Source organism: Haloferax denitrificans ATCC 35960, assembly GCF_000337795.1.
GTDB lineage: Archaea > Halobacteriota > Halobacteria > Halobacteriales > Haloferacaceae > Haloferax > Haloferax denitrificans.
Genome location: NZ_AOLP01000011.1, coordinates 306,440 through 324,749, shown reverse-complemented (window position 1 = coordinate 324,749; position 18,310 = coordinate 306,440). Strand labels below are relative to the sequence as shown.

The following is an 18,310-nucleotide window of genomic DNA, read 5'->3' as shown; positions in this document are numbered from 1 at the left end:
AGGAAACCGACCGTGAAAACGCTTTCCGCGGTAGCGATTGCCATGAGACTGTACCACAACCGAGACGGAAGCGACGCGGACGCGCCCGACGAGACGTGTGGCGGTCGAATGCGAGGGAAAACGAGGCGCAGTCACTCGGTCAGGCGCTCGTAGGCCCGGTTGACGCGCTTGAACGTCTCCTCGTCGCCGGTCTTCGAGTCCGGGTGCGTCTCCTTGACGCGCCTCCGGTAGGCGGCTTTCACCTCGTCCGCGGAGGCGTCGGCGTCGAGGTCGAGCGTGTCGAGGGCTTGTTGTCGGCTCATACCGCGTCGCGGCGGCCGGACGCTCGGCCCATCTCCGCGAGTTCGCTGTTGACGGCGGCGGTCACCGCCGAATCCGCCATCTGGACCGAACCGCCCGGATCGCGGTCCCTCTTGTGGGTCGCCGCGGGGCCCCGCACCGAAGCCGCCGGTCTCCCGGCGGTCGCTCCGCCGTCGCTCCGACCGGAAGCCGAACCCGCCGCGCCCGGCGTCGGCGCGGACGCGCGTCCGGCGGAACCGCTCGTGGAGGCGGCCGCTGACGTGGGCGTACATGAAGTACGTCGTCGCGCCGAAGGGGAGGGCGACGAACAGCAACAGGAGCTGTCGGTAGGCGAACGCCAACACGACGAGGAGCATGGTGATGCCCGCGAACACCGCCGCGAGCCCCATGACGAGTCGGTCTCGGTCCACGGGCGCAGTTAGGGGCGCACGGTGGTAAACGTCTCGCCGGGGCGCGACCGGGAGGTGACCGGCCGGCCGACGACCCGCCCGCCGCGTCGCCTCAGCGGTACTGATTCAGCCGCTTTTTGAGGCGCTTGGCCGCCTGTCCGGCGGCCTTGTCGAAGTCCTCGCCGCGGTCTTCGCCGGCGAAGATGATGCCGCGAGAGGAGTTCACGAGGCCGACGCCGTCCGCGAGGCCGAACTCGACGGCGGCCTCGGCGTCGCCGCCCTGCGCGCCCACGCCGGGGACGAGAAACGGCAGGTCGGGCACCTGCTCGCGGAGGTGTTCCAGTTCGTCGGGGCCGGTCGCGCCGACGACGAGGCCGACGTTCCCGTGTTCGTTCCAGAGGTCGCAGAGCGCCGCGACGCGCTCGTAGAGCGGTTCGCCCGAGTCGAGTTCGAGCGACTGGAGGTCGGAGCCGCCGGGGTTCGAGGTCCGACAGAGGACGAACACGCCCTTGTCCTCGCGGGCGAGGAACGGCTGGATGGAGTCGCGGCCCATGTAGGGATTGACGGTGATGGCGTCGGCGTCGTCGAGCAGGTCGGCGTACTTGCGGGTCGTGTTGCCGATGTCGGCGCGCTTGGCGTCCAAGAGGACCGGCACGCCCTTGCCGCGGGCGTAGGCGATGGTCTCCCGCAGGGCGCGCCAGCCGTCCTCGTCCTCGTAGAACGCCGCGTTCGGCTTGAACGCCGCGGCGTGCTCGTGGGTCGCGTCGATGATGCGGCGGTTGAACGCCCAGCGCGGGAGGTCCTTGTCGAGCAGGTGGTCGGGGATGCGGTCGATGTCGGCGTCGAGGCCGACCGAGACGACGCTGTCTGTCGCCTCGATGCGGTCGCGGAGGTCGTCGAAGAAGCCCATTGCCCGCGAGTGCGACGACCGAAAGTAAGGGGTTTTCCCTTCGGCGCGGGCGTCGGGCCGGGCGTGAACAGAGCGCGCTGGCCGACCACACCCCGCCGGCTCTCAGACGGGCCGTTCGACCGTCCACAGCAGGCCCGCGCCGACGACGAGCACCCCGCCGAAGAGCGCGAGCGCGCCGGCCGGCGAGAGGGCGTCGGCGACGACCCCGCCCGCGAGTTCGAACGGGACGACCGCGAGCGAGTAGAGCATCCCGGCGGCCGAGAGGACGGTCGCGCGGCCGACCGAGTCCACCCGGTCGTTGACGTACTGGTTCCCGAGGACGGACGAGACGTTCGTGACGCCGCGGGCGACCGCGAAGGCGGGGAAGGCCAGCGGCCCGAAAAGCGGGACCGACGCGTAGGCGACCGCGAGCACGAGCGGCGAGGCGAGGAACCACCGACGGACGCCGACGCGGGATTCGACCCAGCCGGCGCGGAACGTCGCCGCGGCCGCGACGAGCGAGAACAGCGCGTAGGAGGCGCTGACGGCGGTGTTCGTCGCCGTCGCGGGGACGCCGAGGTCGAGCGCCACGTCGCGGAGAATCGGCTGGTCGAAGATGTACACCATGTTGGCGACGCCGAACAGGAGCGCGAAGTAGGCGACGAAGCCGCGGAGCGGCGGGCGCGAGAGCTTCTCGCGGATGACTCGGAGCGCCGTCCGCGGCGTGAAATCGCCGCCGGTCGCGCCCGTCTCGGGGACCGACAGCAGAATCGGAACGCCCAGCGCCGTCACCGCGGCGGTGGCGAAGAAGGGGACCGCGTAGTTCGTCGCGTCGGCGAGGAGCCCCCCGGCGAGGGTCGTCACCGCGCCGATTGCGAGGCCGACGCCGGTTGCGCGACCGCGGACGGCGGCGAACTCGTGGGTCTCGTCGGTCTCGGCCAACAGGTCGTAGAGCCACGCGTCGTCGCTCCCGGACCGGAACGTCTGGCCGACGGCCCACGCGCCGTAGACGACCGCGAGTTGGACGAACGTCTCGGACAGGCCCATCGCCGCGGTCGAGACGGCGATGATGGCCGTGCCGAGGGCCATCGCGCTCCGGCGGCCGAGTCGGTCGCCGAGGTAGCCGGTCGGTATCTCGGCCGCGACGAGCGCGAGCCACCAGACGCTGTTGAGCGCGCCGACCTCGGCGAACGAGAGGTCCCGCGAGCGGACGAACAGAATCCAGATAGCCGCCGTGAAGGAGACGAACTCGGTCGTCTTGTAGGCGTAGTACTTCGCGACCGGGGAGCGCAGGCGGGCGGCGGCGGGCCACGAAGTCATCGTTCCACGGTCTCGACACGACCCAAAGAACGTGTGGATTCGGCCGCCGGCGACGGTGTCCGAGTCGGACTCGACGCCCGTCTCTCACCCGGTTCGGAAGGAGAAGTCCGCACTCGGCGCGCTGTGGGTGAGCCACCCCATCGAGACCACGTCGACGCCGGTGTCGGCGTAGGCGGGGAGCGTCTCCGGGGTGATACCGCCGCTGGCCTCCGAGATGACGCCCTCGGGGAGCCGGGAGACGCCCTCGCGGACCGCCTCGGGCGGGAGGTTGTCGAACAGGACGATGTCGGCTCCGGCGGCCGCGGCGCGCTCGCCCATCTCGGGCGTCTCGACTTCGACTTCGAGCTTGGTCGCGAACGACTTGCGCTCGGCGAAGCGGCGGACCGCCTCTTCCAACCCGAGTTCGGCGACGTGGTTGTCCTTGACCATCACCATCCCCGAGAGCGTGAGGCGGTGGGTGTCGCCGCCGCCGGCGACGACGGCGCGCTTTTCGACGCCGCGGAGGCCGGGGGTGGTCTTGCGGGTCGCGGCGACCCGAACCGAGTCCGACACCTCGCGGGCGGCGTCGACGGCCTCGCGGGTCGTGGTGGCGACGCCGGAGGCGTGGCCGACGACGTTGGCGGCGACGCGCTCGCCGCGGAGGACGTTCCGGGCGTCGCCGTCGACGTGGAGGACTTCGTCGCCCGCTTCGACCGCGTCGCCGACCTCGACCGCTCGCTCGGCCTCGACGCCGAGGTAGTCGAAGACGGCGACGGCGGCGTCGAGGCCGGCGGCGACCGCCGGCTCTTTGGCCACGAGTCGCCCGGTGGTGTCGCCGGGCACGTCGTTCGTCACGTCGCGGTGTCCGACGTCCTCGGCCAGCCAGCGCTCGACGGTCTCAGTCGTCAGCACTCGGGGTCACCCCCTGTCCGGCGTCGTCGCTCTCCTCGCCTCCCTCGTCTCTCTTGCCTCCCTCGCGTTCGTCCGGGTCGACGAGCGAGTGACAGCCGGCCGACGGCGCGTCGGCGGCCGCGCGGGCGACGAGGAGCGACGAGACGCAGGCGTTCCGGAGTTCGTAGACGGCCCGCGAGACGCGGGTGCGGGCGTAGGCGTCGACCTCGCCTTTCAGGCGGCGAAGCCGCGCCCGCGCGGTGCCGAGGCCGCCGGCGTGCGCTCGATGCCGACGACTCGTCCATCGTCCGCCCGACGGCGGTCGAACTTCGTGTCGGCGAAGGCGTCGGGGAGCGCCGGGTCGGAGTCGCGCGGCGGCGCGAACTCGACGGTCTCAGCCTCGTCGCGGCCCCTGTCGGCCGCGGCCTCGCCGGCACGGACGCCCCAGACGAGCCCTTCGAGCAGGCTGGTCGAAGCGAGTCGGTTCGCGCCGTGGACGCCGGTGTGAGCGCACTCGCCGGCGGCGAACAGGCGGGACAGCGAGGTCCTGCCGCGGTCGTCGACGGCGACGCCGCCGCAGAGGAAGTGCTCGCTCGGGGCGACCGGGACGCCGGCGTCGAGGTCGATGCCGCGGTCGTCGCAGAGCGCCGCGAGGTCGGGGAACTCCCCGCGGAAGTCGAGGTCGGACACGTCGAGGACGACGCGGCCGGTCCGGTCGCGGGCGCGGGAGACGGCGCGGGCGACCACGTCTCGGGGGGCGAGTTCGGCGTCTTCGTGCACGTCAGGCATGAAGCGGCGGCCGTCGGCGTCGCGCAGGACCGCGCCCTCGCCGCGAACGGCCTCGCTGACGAGGAACGGTCGCGCGTCGTCGTCGGCCCGTGGGTCAGTCCGGGGGTCGTACGCCGTCGGATGGAACTGGACGTACTGCATGTCCGAGACGGTCGCGCCGGCGAGCGCGGCCATCGCCACGCCGTCGCCGGTCGCGCCCGCGGGGTTGGTCGACCGGGCGTAACAGTCGCCGATGCCGCCGGTGGCGAGGACGGTCGCCCCGGCGAACACGGGTTCGACTTCGCCGTCGGCGAGGACGGTCGCGCCGCGGACGGTCCCCCTCCTCGGTCAGGAGGTCGAGGGCCATCGCGTCCTCGACGATGCGCACGCCGTCGCGGGCCGAGAGGTGCTTCAGGAACGGCCGGAGGACGTGCGCGCCGGTGCTGGCGTCGACGTGGAGGATGCGGCGGCTGGAGTGCCCCGCCTCGCGGGCGAGGTCGAAGTCGGCGGCGTCGGTGCCGGCGGTGTCGGTGCCGGCGGCGTCGCCAGAATCCGGGTCGCCGGCGTCGCCGTCGCCCGCCGCGTCGAACTCGACGCCGAGCGTGTCCAACAGCACGTCCTCGACGACGGCGCGGGACTCGGAGACGAGCGTCTCGACGGCCTCGGGGTCGGCGGTGCCGTCGCTCGCTCGGCGAATGTCGGCGGCGAACTCCGCGGGCGCGGACTGGGTGACGGCGATGCCGCCCTGCGCCCAGTCGGACGCGGCGTCCTCGGGTTCGGTCGCCTTCGTGACGACGAGCACGTCGGCCCCCTCGCGGGCGGCGGCGAGGGCCGCGGCACAGCCGGCGATGCCGGAGCCGACGACGAGCACGTCGGCCTTCATAGTTCGAGCATGCGGTCGAGCGCGACCGCGGCGAGTTCCTTCTCCTCGGGCGCGACCTCGACGACGTTGGGTTCGCGGCCCGCGGCGAGCTCTTCGAGCACCCACGTCAGGTAGTTGGGGTCGACCTGCCGCATGGCGTTGCAGTCCATGCAGGCGTCGCCGCAGAGGGGGCGCACGTCGACCTCGGGGTGCCAGCGCGCGAGGTGTCGCGCGAGGTGGACCTCGGTGCCGATGGCCCACGTCTCGCCGGGGTCGGCGTTCGCGACGACGTCGCAGATGTGGCTCGTGGAGCCGACCTCGTCCGCGGCCGCGACGACGCTCGGGCGGCACTCGGGATGGGCGACGACCTTCGCGCCGTCGGCCTGCGCCGCCTCGACGTGGTCGACGCGGAAGCGCTCGTGGACCTGACAGTAGCCGTCCCAGAGGATGACCTCGGCGTCGCCGAGGTCCGGGATATCGGGCGCGGCGTCTCCGCCGCCCCCGCCGCCCTCGCCGCCCTCGCCGCTCTCAGCGCCCGCCGATTCGGCCACGTCGCCGGCCCACGGGTCCCACTCGACCACCTCGTCGATGTCGAGGTCATCGGCCGTGTTGCGCCCGAGGTGCTTGTCGGGCAGGAACAGCACGGCGTCGCCGCGCTCGAACGCCCACTCGAAGGCGTCGGCGGCGTTCGAGGAGGTGCAGATGAGTCCGCCGTGAGAGGCACAAAAGGCCTTCAGGTCGGCGTAGGAGTTCATGTACGTCACGGGGACAATGTCCTTGCCGCCGCTCTCTTCGACGAGTGTCTCCCACGCGGCGTCGACCTGCACGGCCTCGGCCATCCCGGCCATCGGGCACGACGCCTCCATCGACGGGAGAATCACCGTCTGGTCGTCGTCGGTGATGATGTCCGCGCTCTCGGCCATGAACGTCACGCCGGCGAAGACGACGTAGTCGGCGTCGGACTCGGCGGCGCGCTTCGAGAGTTCGTAGGAGTCGCCGATGAAGTCCGCGTGCTCGACGATTTCGCGTCGCTGGTAGTTGTGTCCGAGGACGACGACGCGGTCCCCGAGTTCCTCGCGGGCGGCGGCGATTCGCCGGGAGCGGGCGGCCTCGTCGAGGTCGCGGTGGCTCTCCGGAAGCTGTTCGAGCGTGTCGTATTTGAACAGGCTGAGCTCCGACTCGAACCCGACCGACTGTAATTCAACCACGATTGGTCACCACGGTTGAAGTCCAATCATCGGGCCTTATTGAAAAATATTTTTCTTCAATAGTCGCTACTCACCCGTAAATATTCTCTACACAGACGATTGGACGGTGGTACATGCACTCGATTAGTCGTTAGAAGTCGAACACAGTCGCTACTCGGTCGAAGAATAATTTTCTTCAAAAGAGCGCCGACATCGATGGTGGTTCTCTGCTCAGTCGCGTTCGAAGACGACGCGGCCGTCCACGACGGTCATCGAGACCGGAATGTCGCGAATCGAGTCGGCCTCCCACGGCGACTCGTCGAGGACGACGAGGTCAGCGGCGCTCCCGGACGCGACGGTTCCCAATCGGTCCTCGTCGAAGCCGGCGTAGGCCGCGCCGGAGGTGTACGCCCGAAGCGCCTCGGTGACGGTGAGCGACTGGCCGGGGGTCGGGTGGTCGGTGGCGAGGTCGACGCCGAGAAGCGGTCCGAGCGGCATGCAGTCGCTCCCGAACGCGAGGTCCACGCCCGCGTCGAGCAGGTCGCGGTAGCGGTTGGTCCGCAGGCGTCGCTCGCCGAGGCGGGCGTCGTAGAGGCCGCCCTCGTCGGCCCACTTCAGGAAGTTCGGCTGGACCGAGGCGACGACGCCCGACTCGGCGAAGCGCTCGATAGCTTCGTCGGACGCGAGTTCGACGTGTTCGACCCGGTGGCGGGCCGCGCCGGGGTCGTCGGTCTCCTCGTACGCGTCGAGCACCGCGTCGATGGCCGCGTCGCCGATGGCGTGCGCGGTGAGCTGATAGCCCGACTCGTCGGCGTCGGCGACGAGTTCGCGGAGCTCTTCGGGGTCGACGACCCACTGGCCCGTCTCGTCGTCGGCCGCGTCGGGGTCCGCCGCGGCGTCGGCGTAGGGATCGGTGAGTTTCGCGGTCCGCCCGCCGAAGCTCCCGTCGGTGAACGTCTTTATCGCGCCGACGGTGACGAGGTCGCCGCGGCTCCCGCCGCCGTGGTTCGTCCGCAGGCCGACCTCGCGGAGCGCGTCGAGGTGGTCGGACCAGTAGTTGATTCGGACGCGGAGGGCCAGTTCGCCGGCGTCGGCGAGGTCGCGGTAGACCTCGGGCGCGCGGGAGCCGCGGACCATGTCGTGGACGCCGGTGACGCCGCGGGCGGTCGCGTACGACTGCGCCGCGCGGACGAGTTCCGCCATCTCCTCGCGGTCCGGCTCGGTCGCCTCGCGGAGCACGTCCACCGCGCCCTCGACCACGACGCCCGTTGGCTCGCCGGCGGCGTCGCCCTCTCCACCTCCGGCGGTCCGCACGCCCTCGTCGGGTAGATCGTCGGCGTAGCGGTCGAGGACGACCGAGTTGACGCCGGCGGTGTGGAGGTCCTCGCGGAAGGCGACCACGGGAAGCGACTCGGAGACGGCGTCGAGGTCGTCGCGGCTGAGGTATCTCGATTCGTCCCACGTGCTCTCGTCGTAGCCGTAGCCGAGCACCCAGTCGGTCTCGTCGCCGGTCTCGTTGTCGTCGGCTTCGACCTCGGCGGCCCGCTCGCGGAGCAGTTCGACCGCCTCGGCCGCGGAGCCGGCCTCCGAGAGGTCGGCGTGGACGAGCGACCGGCCGACCATCGGGAGGTGCGTGTGGGCGTCGATGAAGCCGGGGAGGACGACGCGGCCGCCGCAGTCGACGACCCGCGTCTCGACGCCGGCGAGCAGTTCCACGTCGAACGCGCGGCCGACGCGGACGACCTCGCCGTCGCGGACGGCGACTGCTTCGTGCGTCTCGTCGGGCGACCCGAGGGTGTGTACCTCCGCGTTCGTCAGTACGAGGTCCGCTGCCGCGGTCATACGTTCGACGCCGACGCGGGAGGGCAAAACGGTTCGGGAGGCGGCGGAGCGGTCGGGCGGTGGTCGGACGACGGGGCGGCCTCGAACGGGGACGGACCGCGGCCGTTGGAAGAACCGGAACGCGTTAGGGCCGGCGCGGGAAACGTCGGGGCATGACAGACGCCGCGTCCCTCGCAGACCGCGTTCGGGAGGGCGAACTCCGCCTCCACGAACTCGAAGCGCACGCCGACGCCGACACCGCCGCCGAGGCGCGCCGCTCGCTCGTCGAAGAGCAGTCCGGCGCGTCGCTCGACGCGGTCGGGAACTACGGCTTCCCCGCGGAGGCCGCCGAGTCGGCCATCGAGAACATGGTCGGCGCGATTCAGGTGCCGATGGGCGTCGCCGGCCCCGTCAGCGTCGACGGCGGCTCCGTCGCCGGCGAGAAGTACCTCCCGCTCGCGACCACCGAGGGCGCGCTCCTCGCGTCGGTCAACCGCGGCTGTTCGGTCATCAACAGCGCCGGCGGCGCGACCGCCCGCGTCCTCAAGTCCGGGATGACCCGCGCGCCGGTGTTCCGCGTCGCCGACGTGGCCGAGGCCGAGGCGCTCGTCTCGTGGACCCGCGACAACTTCGCGGCGCTGAAGGAGGCCGCGGAGGAGACGACGAACCACGGCGAACTCCTCGACGTGACGCCGTACGTCGTCGGCAACTCCGTGTACCTGCGGTTCCGCTACGACACCAAGGACGCGATGGGGATGAACATGGCCACCATCGCCACCGAGGCCGCCTGCGGCGTCGTCGAAGACGAGACGGCCGCCTCGCTCGTCGCCCTCTCGGGCAACCTCTGTTCCGACAAGAAGCCCGCCGCCATCAACGCCGTCGAGGGCCGCGGGCGGAGCGTCACCGCCGACGTTCGAATCCCGCGCGAAGTCGTCGAAGAGCGCCTGCACACCACGCCCGAAGCGGTCGCCGAACTCAACACCCGCAAGAACCTCGTCGGCTCCGCGAAGGCCGCGAGCCTCGGCTTCAACGCCCACGTCGCCAACGTCGTCGCCGCGATGTTCCTCGCCACCGGGCAGGACGAGGCGCAGGTCGTCGAGGGGTCGAACGCCATCACGACCGCCGAGGTGCAGGACGGCGACCTCTACGTCTCGGTCTCCATCGCCTCTCTCGAAGTCGGCACCGTCGGCGGCGGCACGAAGCTCCCGACACAGTCCGAGGGCCTCGACGTCCTCGGCGTCAGCGGCGGCGGCGACCCCGCCGGCTCCAACGCCGACGCCCTCGCCGAGTGCATCGCCGTCGGCTCGCTCGCGGGCGAACTCTCGCTTCTCTCCGCGCTCGCCTCGCGGCACCTCTCCAGCGCCCACGCCGAACTCGGCCGGTAACTCGAACGGGTTCAGTTTCGCCGACGGCGATATCCCCTCACTCGTCTTTTCTCGCTTTGCGCCGCTCTGTACTGCCGGGTTTGCATCCTGTCGTCTACTTTCACTTTCACTCCGCACCCGTGGCTCGCGTTTATTCCGTTCCTGTGAAAACGATGAAAACGCGTCCGTCGGGGAGCACCCGCGGGCGTGTCCACACCCCATCCCCTCCCATGCCCGTCTCCACACGCGGTACCGACCCCGAATCGCCCGACGAGTACGACGACGCGCGGCGGGTGGCGCTCGCGCTCAGGCTGGTGAAGTTGGCGCTCGGCGTCGTCGCCTCCGCGCTGACCGTGGCGAAGTTGCTCGGCGCGCTCTGAGATGAGTCCGCGAGGGCGACCCCGGCGCTCAGACCAGCCGGTGTCGGCCCCGCGACTCCGACACCTCGCCGCGCCGCCGGAGCTTATCGAGCAGGTCGCGGGCGCGGTCCTCGGGGACGCCCCGCTCGACCGCCGCCGCGACGACCTCTTCCTCGGTCGGCCGGTCGCCGTCCCGAACCGCCTCGCGGACGACCGTCAAACGGTCGGGCGACCCCGACGACGAGTTCCGACCGTTCGAGGCGGCCTCGCCCGCCTCGAACACCTCGTCGGCGTCGAGTCCCGAGCCTTCGAGGTACTCGCGGTCGTCGACGCCGGACTCCTCGACCCGCCGGTCGAGTTCCGAGACGTGTTCGACCTGCGCGAACGCCTCGCTGTCGCCGTGTTTCTTCGCCAACAGCGCCGACCGCGCCTGCCGCGCGGCGTCCCTGTCGTCGGACTCGAAGAAGCGCCGGAGCTTCTTCGTCTGGTGTCGCCTGCCGCATCGCGGACACGTCGCCGTCTTCGACCCGTCGGGGTCCGAAAGCAACCACATGTTCGCGCAGTCCGTACACCCCACGACCGCGTACATACGCCGATGTTCCGCGGCGTCGGATTTGAACGTTCGGGAGCGCGTCGAACGAGAGCGCGCGGACGGGCGCGGCGGCGTTCCCTCGACCACACCGGTACCGCTTGGGGACGCTCCAGCGGATTTATCTCCGCCCCGCGTGGCGTGTCACCATGGACCGAGTTTCTGTCGACGACGCGCCGTCCGCCGAGGCGGCCGACAACGTGTTCCTCTCGCTCCTCGCGGGCGGCGAGGAGATGAACGTCCAGCACTTCCGCATCGAACCCGGCGCGGTCGTCCCGGTTCACGACCACCACCACGAGCAGGTCGGCTACGTCGTCGCCGGAGAACTGACGTTCCTCGTCGGCGACGACCGCGAGGAAGTCGTCGTCGGCCCCGGCGACGCCTACTCGCTCGCGGGCGGCGAACCCCACGGCGCGGAGAACCGCGGTGACGAGACCGTCGTCGGCATCGACGTGTTCTCGCCGCCGCGGACCGACCCGCCGTGGCTGGACTGAGCCGAGCGCGAACCGAGCCTGCGCTAGAATAGCCAAGAGGTGCGTTTCGGAGAGGTCTCGGGCCTTCTCGAACGGATTTTCGATACGTTTCAGCCGGAACGTGTGAGGAGAAAGCATTTATCAATGTGGTGTCACCAACGGCATGACGGTAGTCCCTAACTATGCCCTCCCCACGCGTACTTCCTCTATGGACAACGCTCAGCGCGTCGAACACTCCGGCTATCACGACGAGCGACGGCCGACGATGAGTCATTCGAAGCTCGCGCGCGAGCCGTGGCTGTGGGCGTTCGTCGGCGTCTGGGCGGCAGTCGTCAGCGCGCTCCACTTCGGCGGGCTCGCGTACAACGTCTACACGCGCATCTGGTGGTGGGACGTGCTCACCCACTCGCTTTCGGGCTTCGGCGTCGCGGGCGTGTTGTTCCTCGTGTTCCCGCAGACGTTCCGCGGCGCTCGCGCCCCCGTGGTCGTCGCGGCCGCCCTCCTCGCCATCGGCGCGGGGTTCGAGGTGTACGAGTACCTGTTCAAGGACTTCTGGTGGGGCTGGTCGATGGCCTACTACGCCGAGGACACCGCGATAGACCTCGTGGTCGACGTGGTCGGCGGCCTCGGCTTTTTCGCCTTCGTCGAAGGCATCCTCTGGTCGCGGACGCCGGCCGACGCGAGTCGTGATGAGTCGTCGCGCCGAATCGGCCACCTCCGCTCCGACGGCGGCGAGCAGTCGGGCGACGACCGCCCGGCGAATCGCTGACTCCGGCGTTGGTACGGCCGTCGACGACGTTAATTTCACACCAGACCTGTCGTTTCGTCGGGAAAAGCTACATATCGATGATGGCCTATCACTCGTCTATGCTTCCGCTCGCAGGTCACCGCACACACCACCTCGCCACTCCAGCCGACGCGGTTCACCGTTCGACCCGCGCATGCTGAGACGAACCTGGAACGAGACGGTGTTGGCCGGGTGGGAAGAACGGCCCCGAGAGATGGCCGTCGTCGCCGTGTTCGGGAGCGTCGTCACCGTGACGCACTTCACGAGCATGGCGCTGTTTCTCTACACGCGCATCTGGTGGTGGGACATCTTCGTCCACGCCGCCTCCGGGTTCGGCGTCGCGGCGATTCTCTACGTCCTCAACCCCCGCCTGCTCCACTCGCGGCTCGCGCTCCTCGTCGTCCTCCCGATGGCCGTCGCCGCAATCGGCACGTGGTTCGAGGTGTACGAACGGCTCTTCACCGGCTTCTGGGTCGAGTGGCCCCGGTCGGTCTATCTGGAAGACACGGCCGTCGACATCGTCGCCGACACCGCCGGCGCGGTGGTCTTCGGCGTCGTCAGACCGCTGTGGAACCGGATTCGCCGCTGGCGGGACCCGAATCGACTGTAGCCGGCGCGAAAGAGATGCGGCGTCGGTGCCGCGAGAGAGAAGTGGTGTGGTCGCTTACGCCAGTTCGTTGATGTTCTCGACGACCTTGTCGGCGTACTCGCTCGTGGCGAGCTTGTTGCCGCCCTCGATCTGACGTTCGAGGTCGTAGGTGACGTCGCCGTCCGAGATGGTCTTCTCGACGGCGTCGCGGATGAGCTTGCCGGCGTCCTTCCAGCCCATGTACTCGAACATGAGACGGCCGGAGAGAATCATCGCGGTCGGGTTGACCTTGTCCTCGCCGGCGTACTTGGGCGCGGAGCCGTGGACGGGCTCTGCGAGACAGAGGCCCTCACCGAAGTTCGCGCCGGGGGCGATGCCGAGGCCACCGATCTGCGCGCCGGCGGCGTCGGACATGTAGTCGCCGTTGAGGTTCATCGTGGCGATGACGTCGTAGTCGGCGGTGCGGGTCAGGAGTTGCTGGAGCATGTTGTCCGCGATGCGGTCCTTGACGACGACCTTGTCCTCGGGCTTCTCGCCGTCGTACTCCTCCCAGAGCTCGTCTTCCGTGATGGTGACGTCGCCGAACTCCTCTTCTGCGAGCTCGTAGCCCCAGTCGCGGAACGCGCCCTCGGTGAACTTCATGATGTTACCCTTGTGGACGAGGGTGACGGAGTCGCGGTCGTTTTCGAGGGCGTACTCGATGGCCTCGCGGACGAGGCGCTTCGTCCCGAACTCGGTGATGGGCTTGATGCCGATGCCGACGGGGCCGTCGTGGATGACGCCCGTAGCGCCCATCTCCTCTTCGACGAACTCCTTGACCTGCTGGACTTCGTCGGTGCCGGCTTCCCACTCGATGCCGGCGTACACGTCCTCGGTGTTCTCGCGGAACGTGACCATGTCCATCGCCGAGGGGTTCTTGACGGGCGACGGGACGCCGTCGAGGTGGTAGGTCGGGCGGACGTTCGCGTAGAGGTCGAGCTTCTTGCGGAGCGCGACGTTGAGCGAGCGGAAGCCCGCGCCGACGGGCGTCGTGAGCGGGCCCTTGATGGCAACGCGGTGGTTGCGGATGGCGCTTACCGTGTCTTCCGGAAGGTTCTCGTCGTACTTGTCGCGGGCGGACTCGCCGGCGTAGACGCGCATCCAAGAGACAGAGCGGCCGGTCGCTTCGGCGGCGGCGTCGAGGACCTTCTGCGCGGCGGGGCCGACGTCCGTTCCGATTCCGTCGCCGTGGATGATCGGAATAATCGGGTTGTCGGGGACGGAGAGCTCGCCCGTCTCCTCGTCGACCGTGATTTTCTCGCCGTCGTCCGGAACCTCAATCTGGTCGTAGCTCATGAACAATCAGAGCTTTCTAGTGCGGTGTAAAAGTCCTGCCGTTATCGACGGCGAGATGCAAGTATCGCTCCATTCATCGGTCGATACGTTTAGGACCACGCTCCGAAGACACCCTCGTATGCGAATTATCCTCCACGGCGGTGCCGGCGGCATCCCCGGCGAACCGGCGCCCAGACAGGCCGTCATGGACGACGCGGCCGACGCGGGCGCGAGCGAGTCCGACCCGCTTTCGGCGGTCGAAACCGCGGTCCGCGTCCTCGAATCCGACCGCCGGTTCAACGCCGGCGTCGGCGGCGCGGTCCAGTCCGACGGCGTCGTCCGCACCGACGCGGGCGTCATGCTCAGCGACCGGCAAGTCGGCGCGGCCGCCGGCATGGAGGGCGTCGAACACGCCGTCTCCGTCGCGCGGGCGGTCCTCGAAGAAACGCCGCACGTCCTCCTGACGGGCGACCCGGCGGTCGAGTTCGCCGCCGACGCGGGCGTCGAGACCGGCGTCGACCTCTTCACCGACGAAACCCGCGAGCGCTGGGAGAACGCGGACGCTCCCGATGGCTCACCCAGCGAACACCTCGCGTGGCTCGCCGACCGGTTCGGTGGGAGTACGAGCGACCCGACGGCCGAGGCCGGTGACGGCTTCCTGCCGGCGAACGAGGAAACCTCAGCAAGCAGTGGCCGCTCGGCTCACGATGTTCGCCTTCCCGGCCACGACACGGTCGGGGCGGTCGCCACCGACGGCGAGACGTTCGCCTCCGCGACTTCGACCGGCGGCCGCTGGTTCGCCCTCGCCGGCCGCGTCGGCGACGTGCCGCAGGTCGGCTCGGGCTTCTACGCCTCCCCGGCCGGCGGCGCGTCGACCACGGGAGCGGGCGAAGACATCGCGCGCGTGACGCTCGCCCGCCGCGCCGTCGGCCACCTCGAACGCGGCTGTGACGCCCAGACCGCGGCCGACCTCGCCATCGAGGAGTTCGGCGAACTCACCGGGTCGTCGGCGGGCATCATCCTCCTCGACGACGAGGGCTTCGGCTCGGCGTACAACTCCGACGGGATGCAGACCAGCACCGCGTCGAACTGAGGTCGTCGCGGCCGGCGGTGACCGCGTTCCGGTCGCACTGGCCGTCGCCGCCACGGTTTACTCGATTCAGGCCGTTGCATTTCCCATGAGCGACTGGACCGCGGCCGACGCCCCCGACCTCTCCGGAAAGACCGTCGTCGTCACCGGCGCGAACAGCGGCCTCGGCTTCGAGGCGACGCGCATGTTCGCCGAGAAGGGCGCGCACGTCGTCATGGCCTGCCGGAGCCTCGACCGCGGCGCGGACGCGATGGCCGACATCCGCGACTCCGTGCCGGCGGCCTCGCTGACCCTCTCAGAACTCGACCTCGCCGACCTCGACTCAGTCCGGCGGTTCGCCGACGAGTTCGCCGCCGAACACGGGTCGCTACACGCCCTCTGCAACAACGCCGGCGTGATGGCGATTCCCCGGAAAGAGACCGCACAGGGCTTCGAGACGCAGTTCGGCGTGAACCACCTCGGCCACTTCGCCCTGAGCGCCCGCCTGTTCCCGACGCTCCGCGACACGCCCGGCGAGACGCGGCTCGTCACGATGTCGAGCGGCCTCCACGAGCGCGGCCGAATGGACTTCGACGACCTGCAGGGCGAACGCGACTACGACGAGTGGGACGCCTACGCCCAGAGCAAGCTCTCGAACCTGCTTTTCGCGTTCGAACTCGACCGCCGGCTGACCGCCGCGGGCATCGACGACGTGCTGAGCGTGGGCGCACACCCCGGTTACGCCGCCACCAACCTCCAGTTCCGCGGGCCCGAGGCGTCCGGGTCGACGCTCCGGTACTGGATGAGCAAGCTCGGCAACGCGATATTCGCCCAGTCGGCCGAGATGGGCGCGCTCCCGCTCCTGTACGCCGCGACCTCGCCGGCCGTCGAAAGCGGGGAGTACGTCGGCCCGCAGGGGGTGTTCGGCATGCGCGGCAATCCCGGCATCGCGGAGCCGAGCGCCCGCGCCAGAGACCCCGAGACCGCGGCTCGGCTCTGGGACGTGTCGGAGGACCTCACCGACACGCGGTTCCGACTGGCCTGATTCACCACCTGTCTCGGACGAGCGCCGGGAGGCGAGACGGCCAAATACTGCGGCGTGCTATCTACCCCCGTGACCGAATCAACGCCGACAATCACCCAGAGCGTCGCCGACGCCATCGTCTCCACCTGCCGAACGACGCTCGGGGACTCCCTGCGGAGCGTCGTCCACTTCACCCGCGACGACTTCGACGTGCTGTACGTCCGACGGGACCTCTACGACGGCGACGAGGCCGCGGCGCGCGCCGCCAAGTCAGAACTCGTCGAGAACGAGCGCACCGGGTTCGGCCCGCGAGAGACCTACAGCGCCGGCACGACCGGCGCGACTCCCGACTTCGGCGAGTACGAGTTCACCCTCCGCGTCTTCTCGGACGGCTTCGTCGGCCGCGTCGTGGGCGGCGACCGCGGCGTCATCGTCACCACCGACGAACTCGAACTCTCGGAGTTCGAGGAGATGGAAGTCGCGCTCCGCCGGATGCTCGAATCGACTCCCGGCGTGTGAGTCCCGCCCAGTCCGAACCGCCGCGGCGTCGTCGTGGCGGCGTGGCGGCGTGGCGTCGCGGCGACCGCACACGACAGAGCAAGCCGCTTTTGTAACCGGGACAGATACGAGTGTGTATGAGCCAACCCGACGCGGACGCGGAGCCGGACCACATCACCGTCTACTCGGACTACGTCTGTCCGTTCTGCTATCTCGGCCGCGAGTCCCTGCGGCAGTATCAGGCGACCCGCGACGAGGACCTCGACATCGACTGGCACCCCTTCGACCTCCGGAGCCACAAGCGCCGCTCCGACGGGAGCATCGACTTCTCCGTCGACGACGGCAAAGACGACGACTACTACGAGCAGGCCAAGGAGGGCGTCCGCCGCCTGCAGGACAAGTACGGCGTCGAGATGGACCTCGACATCGCGACCGACATCGACTCCCTGCCGGCGCAGGTCGCCTCGTTCCACGTGAAACAGCACTACGACAACGACACGTGGCTCGAATTCGACGTGGCAGTCTTCGACGCGCTCTGGCAGGAGGGCAAGGACATCGGCGACGAGGACCTGCTCGTCGAACTCGCCGAGGACGCGGGCGTCGACGGCGACGAAATCCGCTCGGCGCTGTCGGACGACGCGCTGTTCGCGGAGGTGCGCGAGCAGTTCGCCGAGGCCCAGCGCCACGGCGTGACCGGCGTGCCCACCTTCGCCTACGACGGCTACGCGGCCCGCGGCGCGGTCCCGCCGGAACAGCTCGAACGCCTCGTCGACGGAGTCTGAACCCGCGTTCGCCGGCCGAGGCCCGCGCGAGCTACATTCATTTTGTAAGCGGTCGTAGCTACGCACATGGCCAACAGACACCACCGTTGCAACCTCTGCGGCCGCGATTTCGACAGCGGCGAGCGACTCGACGAGCACGTCGAGCGCCGCCACCCCAAGGAGGACGTTCGCTGGTGGGTCGTCGTCGAAGACCCCGCGAAAGACCTCAAGTTCTCGCGCTGAGCGTCCCGACCCATCCCGGTCGCCCCGCACTCGGCTCCGCGGTCGCCTCGCGGTCGTCCTGCGGTCGCCCCGCGGTCGGCTCCGCGAGCGACGCCCTCAGCCGAGGTGCGTTTCGAACCAGTCGGCGGCGAGGCCGGCCACCGCGTCCAACTCGCCCGGCCCCTCGAACAGGTGACCCGCGCCGGCGACGACCTCCAGCGACTTCTCGCAGTCGAGGTCCGCGAACGCGTCGCGGTTCAGGCTCAACACCGGTTCGTCGGCACCGCCGACGACGAACAGCGTCGGTGCCGTCACGTCGCCGAGCCGCGACTCCGCGAGGTCGACGCGTCCGCCCCGAGAGACGACCGCGCCGGCGTCGTCACCGAGGTCGGCCGCCGCGAGGAGCGCCGCCGCCGCGCCGGTGCTCGACCCGAAGTAGCCGTAGTCGAGGTCGGCGGTATCGTCGCGGCCGCGGAGCCACTCGGTCGCGCCGAGCAGTCGCTCCCTCAGAAGCGGGATGTCGAACCGCGTCCCGTACTCCTCGTCTTCCGCCTCCGTGAGCAGGTCGAAAAGGAGCGTCCCGACCCCGCGGTCGCGGATGACCTCGGCGACGAAGTTGTTCCGCGGGCTCTTCCGACTGCTTCCGCTCCCGTGGGCGAACACCACGAGCCCCGCCGCGCCCGCCGGAATCCGAAGGTCGCCCTCCAGCACCGCGTCGCCGACGGGTATCGAAACGAGATTCGGCGTCGTGTCGCTCATACGAGACGATACGCCGGACTGCGGCTTAGGCCTGTCTCGACCCGTCGGCTCCCGTGAACGCGGAGTCCGCTCGTTCTGATGGTCATGACTTACACA

Annotated in this window: 19 protein-coding genes and 1 pseudogene; 10 read left to right on the top strand and 10 right to left on the bottom strand. The window is 70.0% G+C overall.

The features are described 5' to 3' along the window. Positions 1-131: 131 nt before the first annotated feature. The 7 genes and pseudogenes from C438_RS11500 to C438_RS11470 form a co-directional block, all read right to left on the bottom strand. Positions 132-710, bottom strand: a complete 579-nt coding sequence (locus C438_RS11500) for a J domain-containing protein (protein WP_004969571.1) — start codon at positions 708-710, stop codon at positions 132-134. 91 nt (positions 711-801) lie between these two features. After that, entirely contained in the window at positions 802-1,599 is a 798-nt protein-coding gene (pyrF, locus tag C438_RS11495) for an orotidine-5'-phosphate decarboxylase (protein ID WP_004969569.1), read from the bottom strand. Between the two features lie 102 nt (positions 1,600-1,701). After that, positions 1,702-2,898: an MFS transporter gene (locus tag C438_RS11490; protein ID WP_004969568.1), complete on the bottom strand. Its 1,197-nt coding sequence runs from the start codon at positions 2,896-2,898 to the stop codon at positions 1,702-1,704. A gap of 84 nt (positions 2,899-2,982) precedes the next feature. Further along, positions 2,983-3,789: a carboxylating nicotinate-nucleotide diphosphorylase gene (gene nadC / locus C438_RS11485; RefSeq protein ID WP_004969567.1), complete on the bottom strand. Its 807-nt coding sequence runs from the start codon at positions 3,787-3,789 to the stop codon at positions 2,983-2,985. After that, positions 3,776-5,419: pseudogene (locus C438_RS11480) on the bottom strand (L-aspartate oxidase). Before C438_RS11480 ends, nadC begins: the two are co-directional and overlap by 14 nt. Then, on the bottom strand, positions 5,416-6,606 hold the full coding sequence (gene nadA / locus C438_RS11475; protein ID WP_004969566.1) for a quinolinate synthase: 1,191 nt from the start codon (positions 6,604-6,606) through the stop codon (positions 5,416-5,418). The pseudogene C438_RS11480 and the gene nadA overlap by 4 nt, the downstream one beginning before the upstream one ends. Before the next feature lie 210 nt (positions 6,607-6,816). Further along, positions 6,817-8,427 carry an amidohydrolase gene (locus C438_RS11470; RefSeq protein ID WP_004969565.1) on the bottom strand — a complete coding sequence of 537 codons (1,611 nt, stop codon included), beginning with the start codon at positions 8,425-8,427 and terminating at the stop codon, positions 6,817-6,819. A gap of 152 nt (positions 8,428-8,579) precedes the next feature. Here C438_RS11470 and hmgA point away from each other — a divergent pair, with 152 nt between their 5' ends. Together hmgA and C438_RS19520 are read left to right on the top strand one after the other, a co-directional pair. Then, positions 8,580-9,791: a hydroxymethylglutaryl-CoA reductase (NADPH) gene (hmgA, locus tag C438_RS11465; protein WP_004969564.1), complete on the top strand. Its 1,212-nt coding sequence runs from the start codon at positions 8,580-8,582 to the stop codon at positions 9,789-9,791. 209 nt (positions 9,792-10,000) lie between these two features. Beyond that, entirely contained in the window at positions 10,001-10,150 is a 150-nt protein-coding gene (locus tag C438_RS19520; RefSeq protein WP_160166868.1) for a hypothetical protein, read from the top strand. Positions 10,151-10,178: 28 nt separating this feature from the next. Here C438_RS19520 and C438_RS11460 read toward each other — a convergent pair whose 3' ends face one another. Continuing rightward, positions 10,179-10,718: a DUF5817 domain-containing protein gene (locus C438_RS11460; RefSeq protein WP_004969563.1), complete on the bottom strand. Its 540-nt coding sequence runs from the start codon at positions 10,716-10,718 to the stop codon at positions 10,179-10,181. A 149-nt stretch (positions 10,719-10,867) separates the two neighbouring features. Between C438_RS11460 and C438_RS11455 the strand changes: the two genes are divergently transcribed. From C438_RS11455 to C438_RS11445, 3 genes are all read left to right on the top strand, one after another. Continuing rightward, complete coding sequence (locus C438_RS11455) at positions 10,868-11,212, top strand: cupin domain-containing protein (RefSeq protein ID WP_004969562.1); 345 nt, start codon at positions 10,868-10,870, stop codon at positions 11,210-11,212. Positions 11,213-11,456: 244 nt separating this feature from the next. Next, positions 11,457-11,960 (top strand): hypothetical protein, encoded by a 504-nt coding sequence (locus C438_RS11450; RefSeq protein WP_083900000.1) that lies wholly within the window; start codon positions 11,457-11,459, stop codon positions 11,958-11,960. A gap of 172 nt (positions 11,961-12,132) precedes the next feature. Next, positions 12,133-12,588 carry a hypothetical protein gene (locus C438_RS11445; RefSeq protein WP_004969560.1) on the top strand — a complete coding sequence of 152 codons (456 nt, stop codon included), beginning with the start codon at positions 12,133-12,135 and terminating at the stop codon, positions 12,586-12,588. Positions 12,589-12,642: 54 nt separating this feature from the next. Here the strand turns inward: C438_RS11445 and icd are convergent, their stop codons facing one another. Then, positions 12,643-13,902, bottom strand: coding sequence for an isocitrate dehydrogenase (NADP(+)) (icd, locus tag C438_RS11440; protein WP_004969559.1), 1,260 nt, complete (start codon positions 13,900-13,902; stop codon positions 12,643-12,645). Positions 13,903-14,020: 118 nt separating this feature from the next. Between icd and C438_RS11435 the strand changes: the two genes are divergently transcribed. The 5 genes from C438_RS11435 to C438_RS19710 all read left to right on the top strand — a co-directional run bounded on the left by C438_RS11435 (position 14,021) and on the right by C438_RS19710 (position 17,476). Beyond that, the gene (locus C438_RS11435; RefSeq protein WP_004969558.1) at positions 14,021-14,974 is read left to right on the top strand and encodes an isoaspartyl peptidase/L-asparaginase; all 954 of its coding nucleotides are present in this window, start codon (positions 14,021-14,023) and stop codon (positions 14,972-14,974) included. An 85-nt stretch (positions 14,975-15,059) separates the two neighbouring features. Next, positions 15,060-15,995 (top strand): oxidoreductase, encoded by a 936-nt coding sequence (locus tag C438_RS11430; protein WP_004969557.1) that lies wholly within the window; start codon positions 15,060-15,062, stop codon positions 15,993-15,995. A gap of 69 nt (positions 15,996-16,064) precedes the next feature. Then, positions 16,065-16,493: a DUF7522 family protein gene (locus C438_RS11425; protein WP_004969556.1), complete on the top strand. Its 429-nt coding sequence runs from the start codon at positions 16,065-16,067 to the stop codon at positions 16,491-16,493. Positions 16,494-16,609: 116 nt separating this feature from the next. Further along, positions 16,610-17,254, top strand: a complete 645-nt coding sequence (locus tag C438_RS11420) for a DsbA family oxidoreductase (protein ID WP_004969555.1) — start codon at positions 16,610-16,612, stop codon at positions 17,252-17,254. Positions 17,255-17,320: 66 nt separating this feature from the next. After that, complete coding sequence (locus C438_RS19710) at positions 17,321-17,476, top strand: hypothetical protein (RefSeq protein ID WP_004969554.1); 156 nt, start codon at positions 17,321-17,323, stop codon at positions 17,474-17,476. A 96-nt stretch (positions 17,477-17,572) separates the two neighbouring features. Here C438_RS19710 and C438_RS11415 read toward each other — a convergent pair whose 3' ends face one another. After that, positions 17,573-18,214 (bottom strand): dienelactone hydrolase family protein, encoded by a 642-nt coding sequence (locus C438_RS11415; protein WP_004969553.1) that lies wholly within the window; start codon positions 18,212-18,214, stop codon positions 17,573-17,575. Between the last annotated feature and the right edge of the window lie 96 nt (positions 18,215-18,310).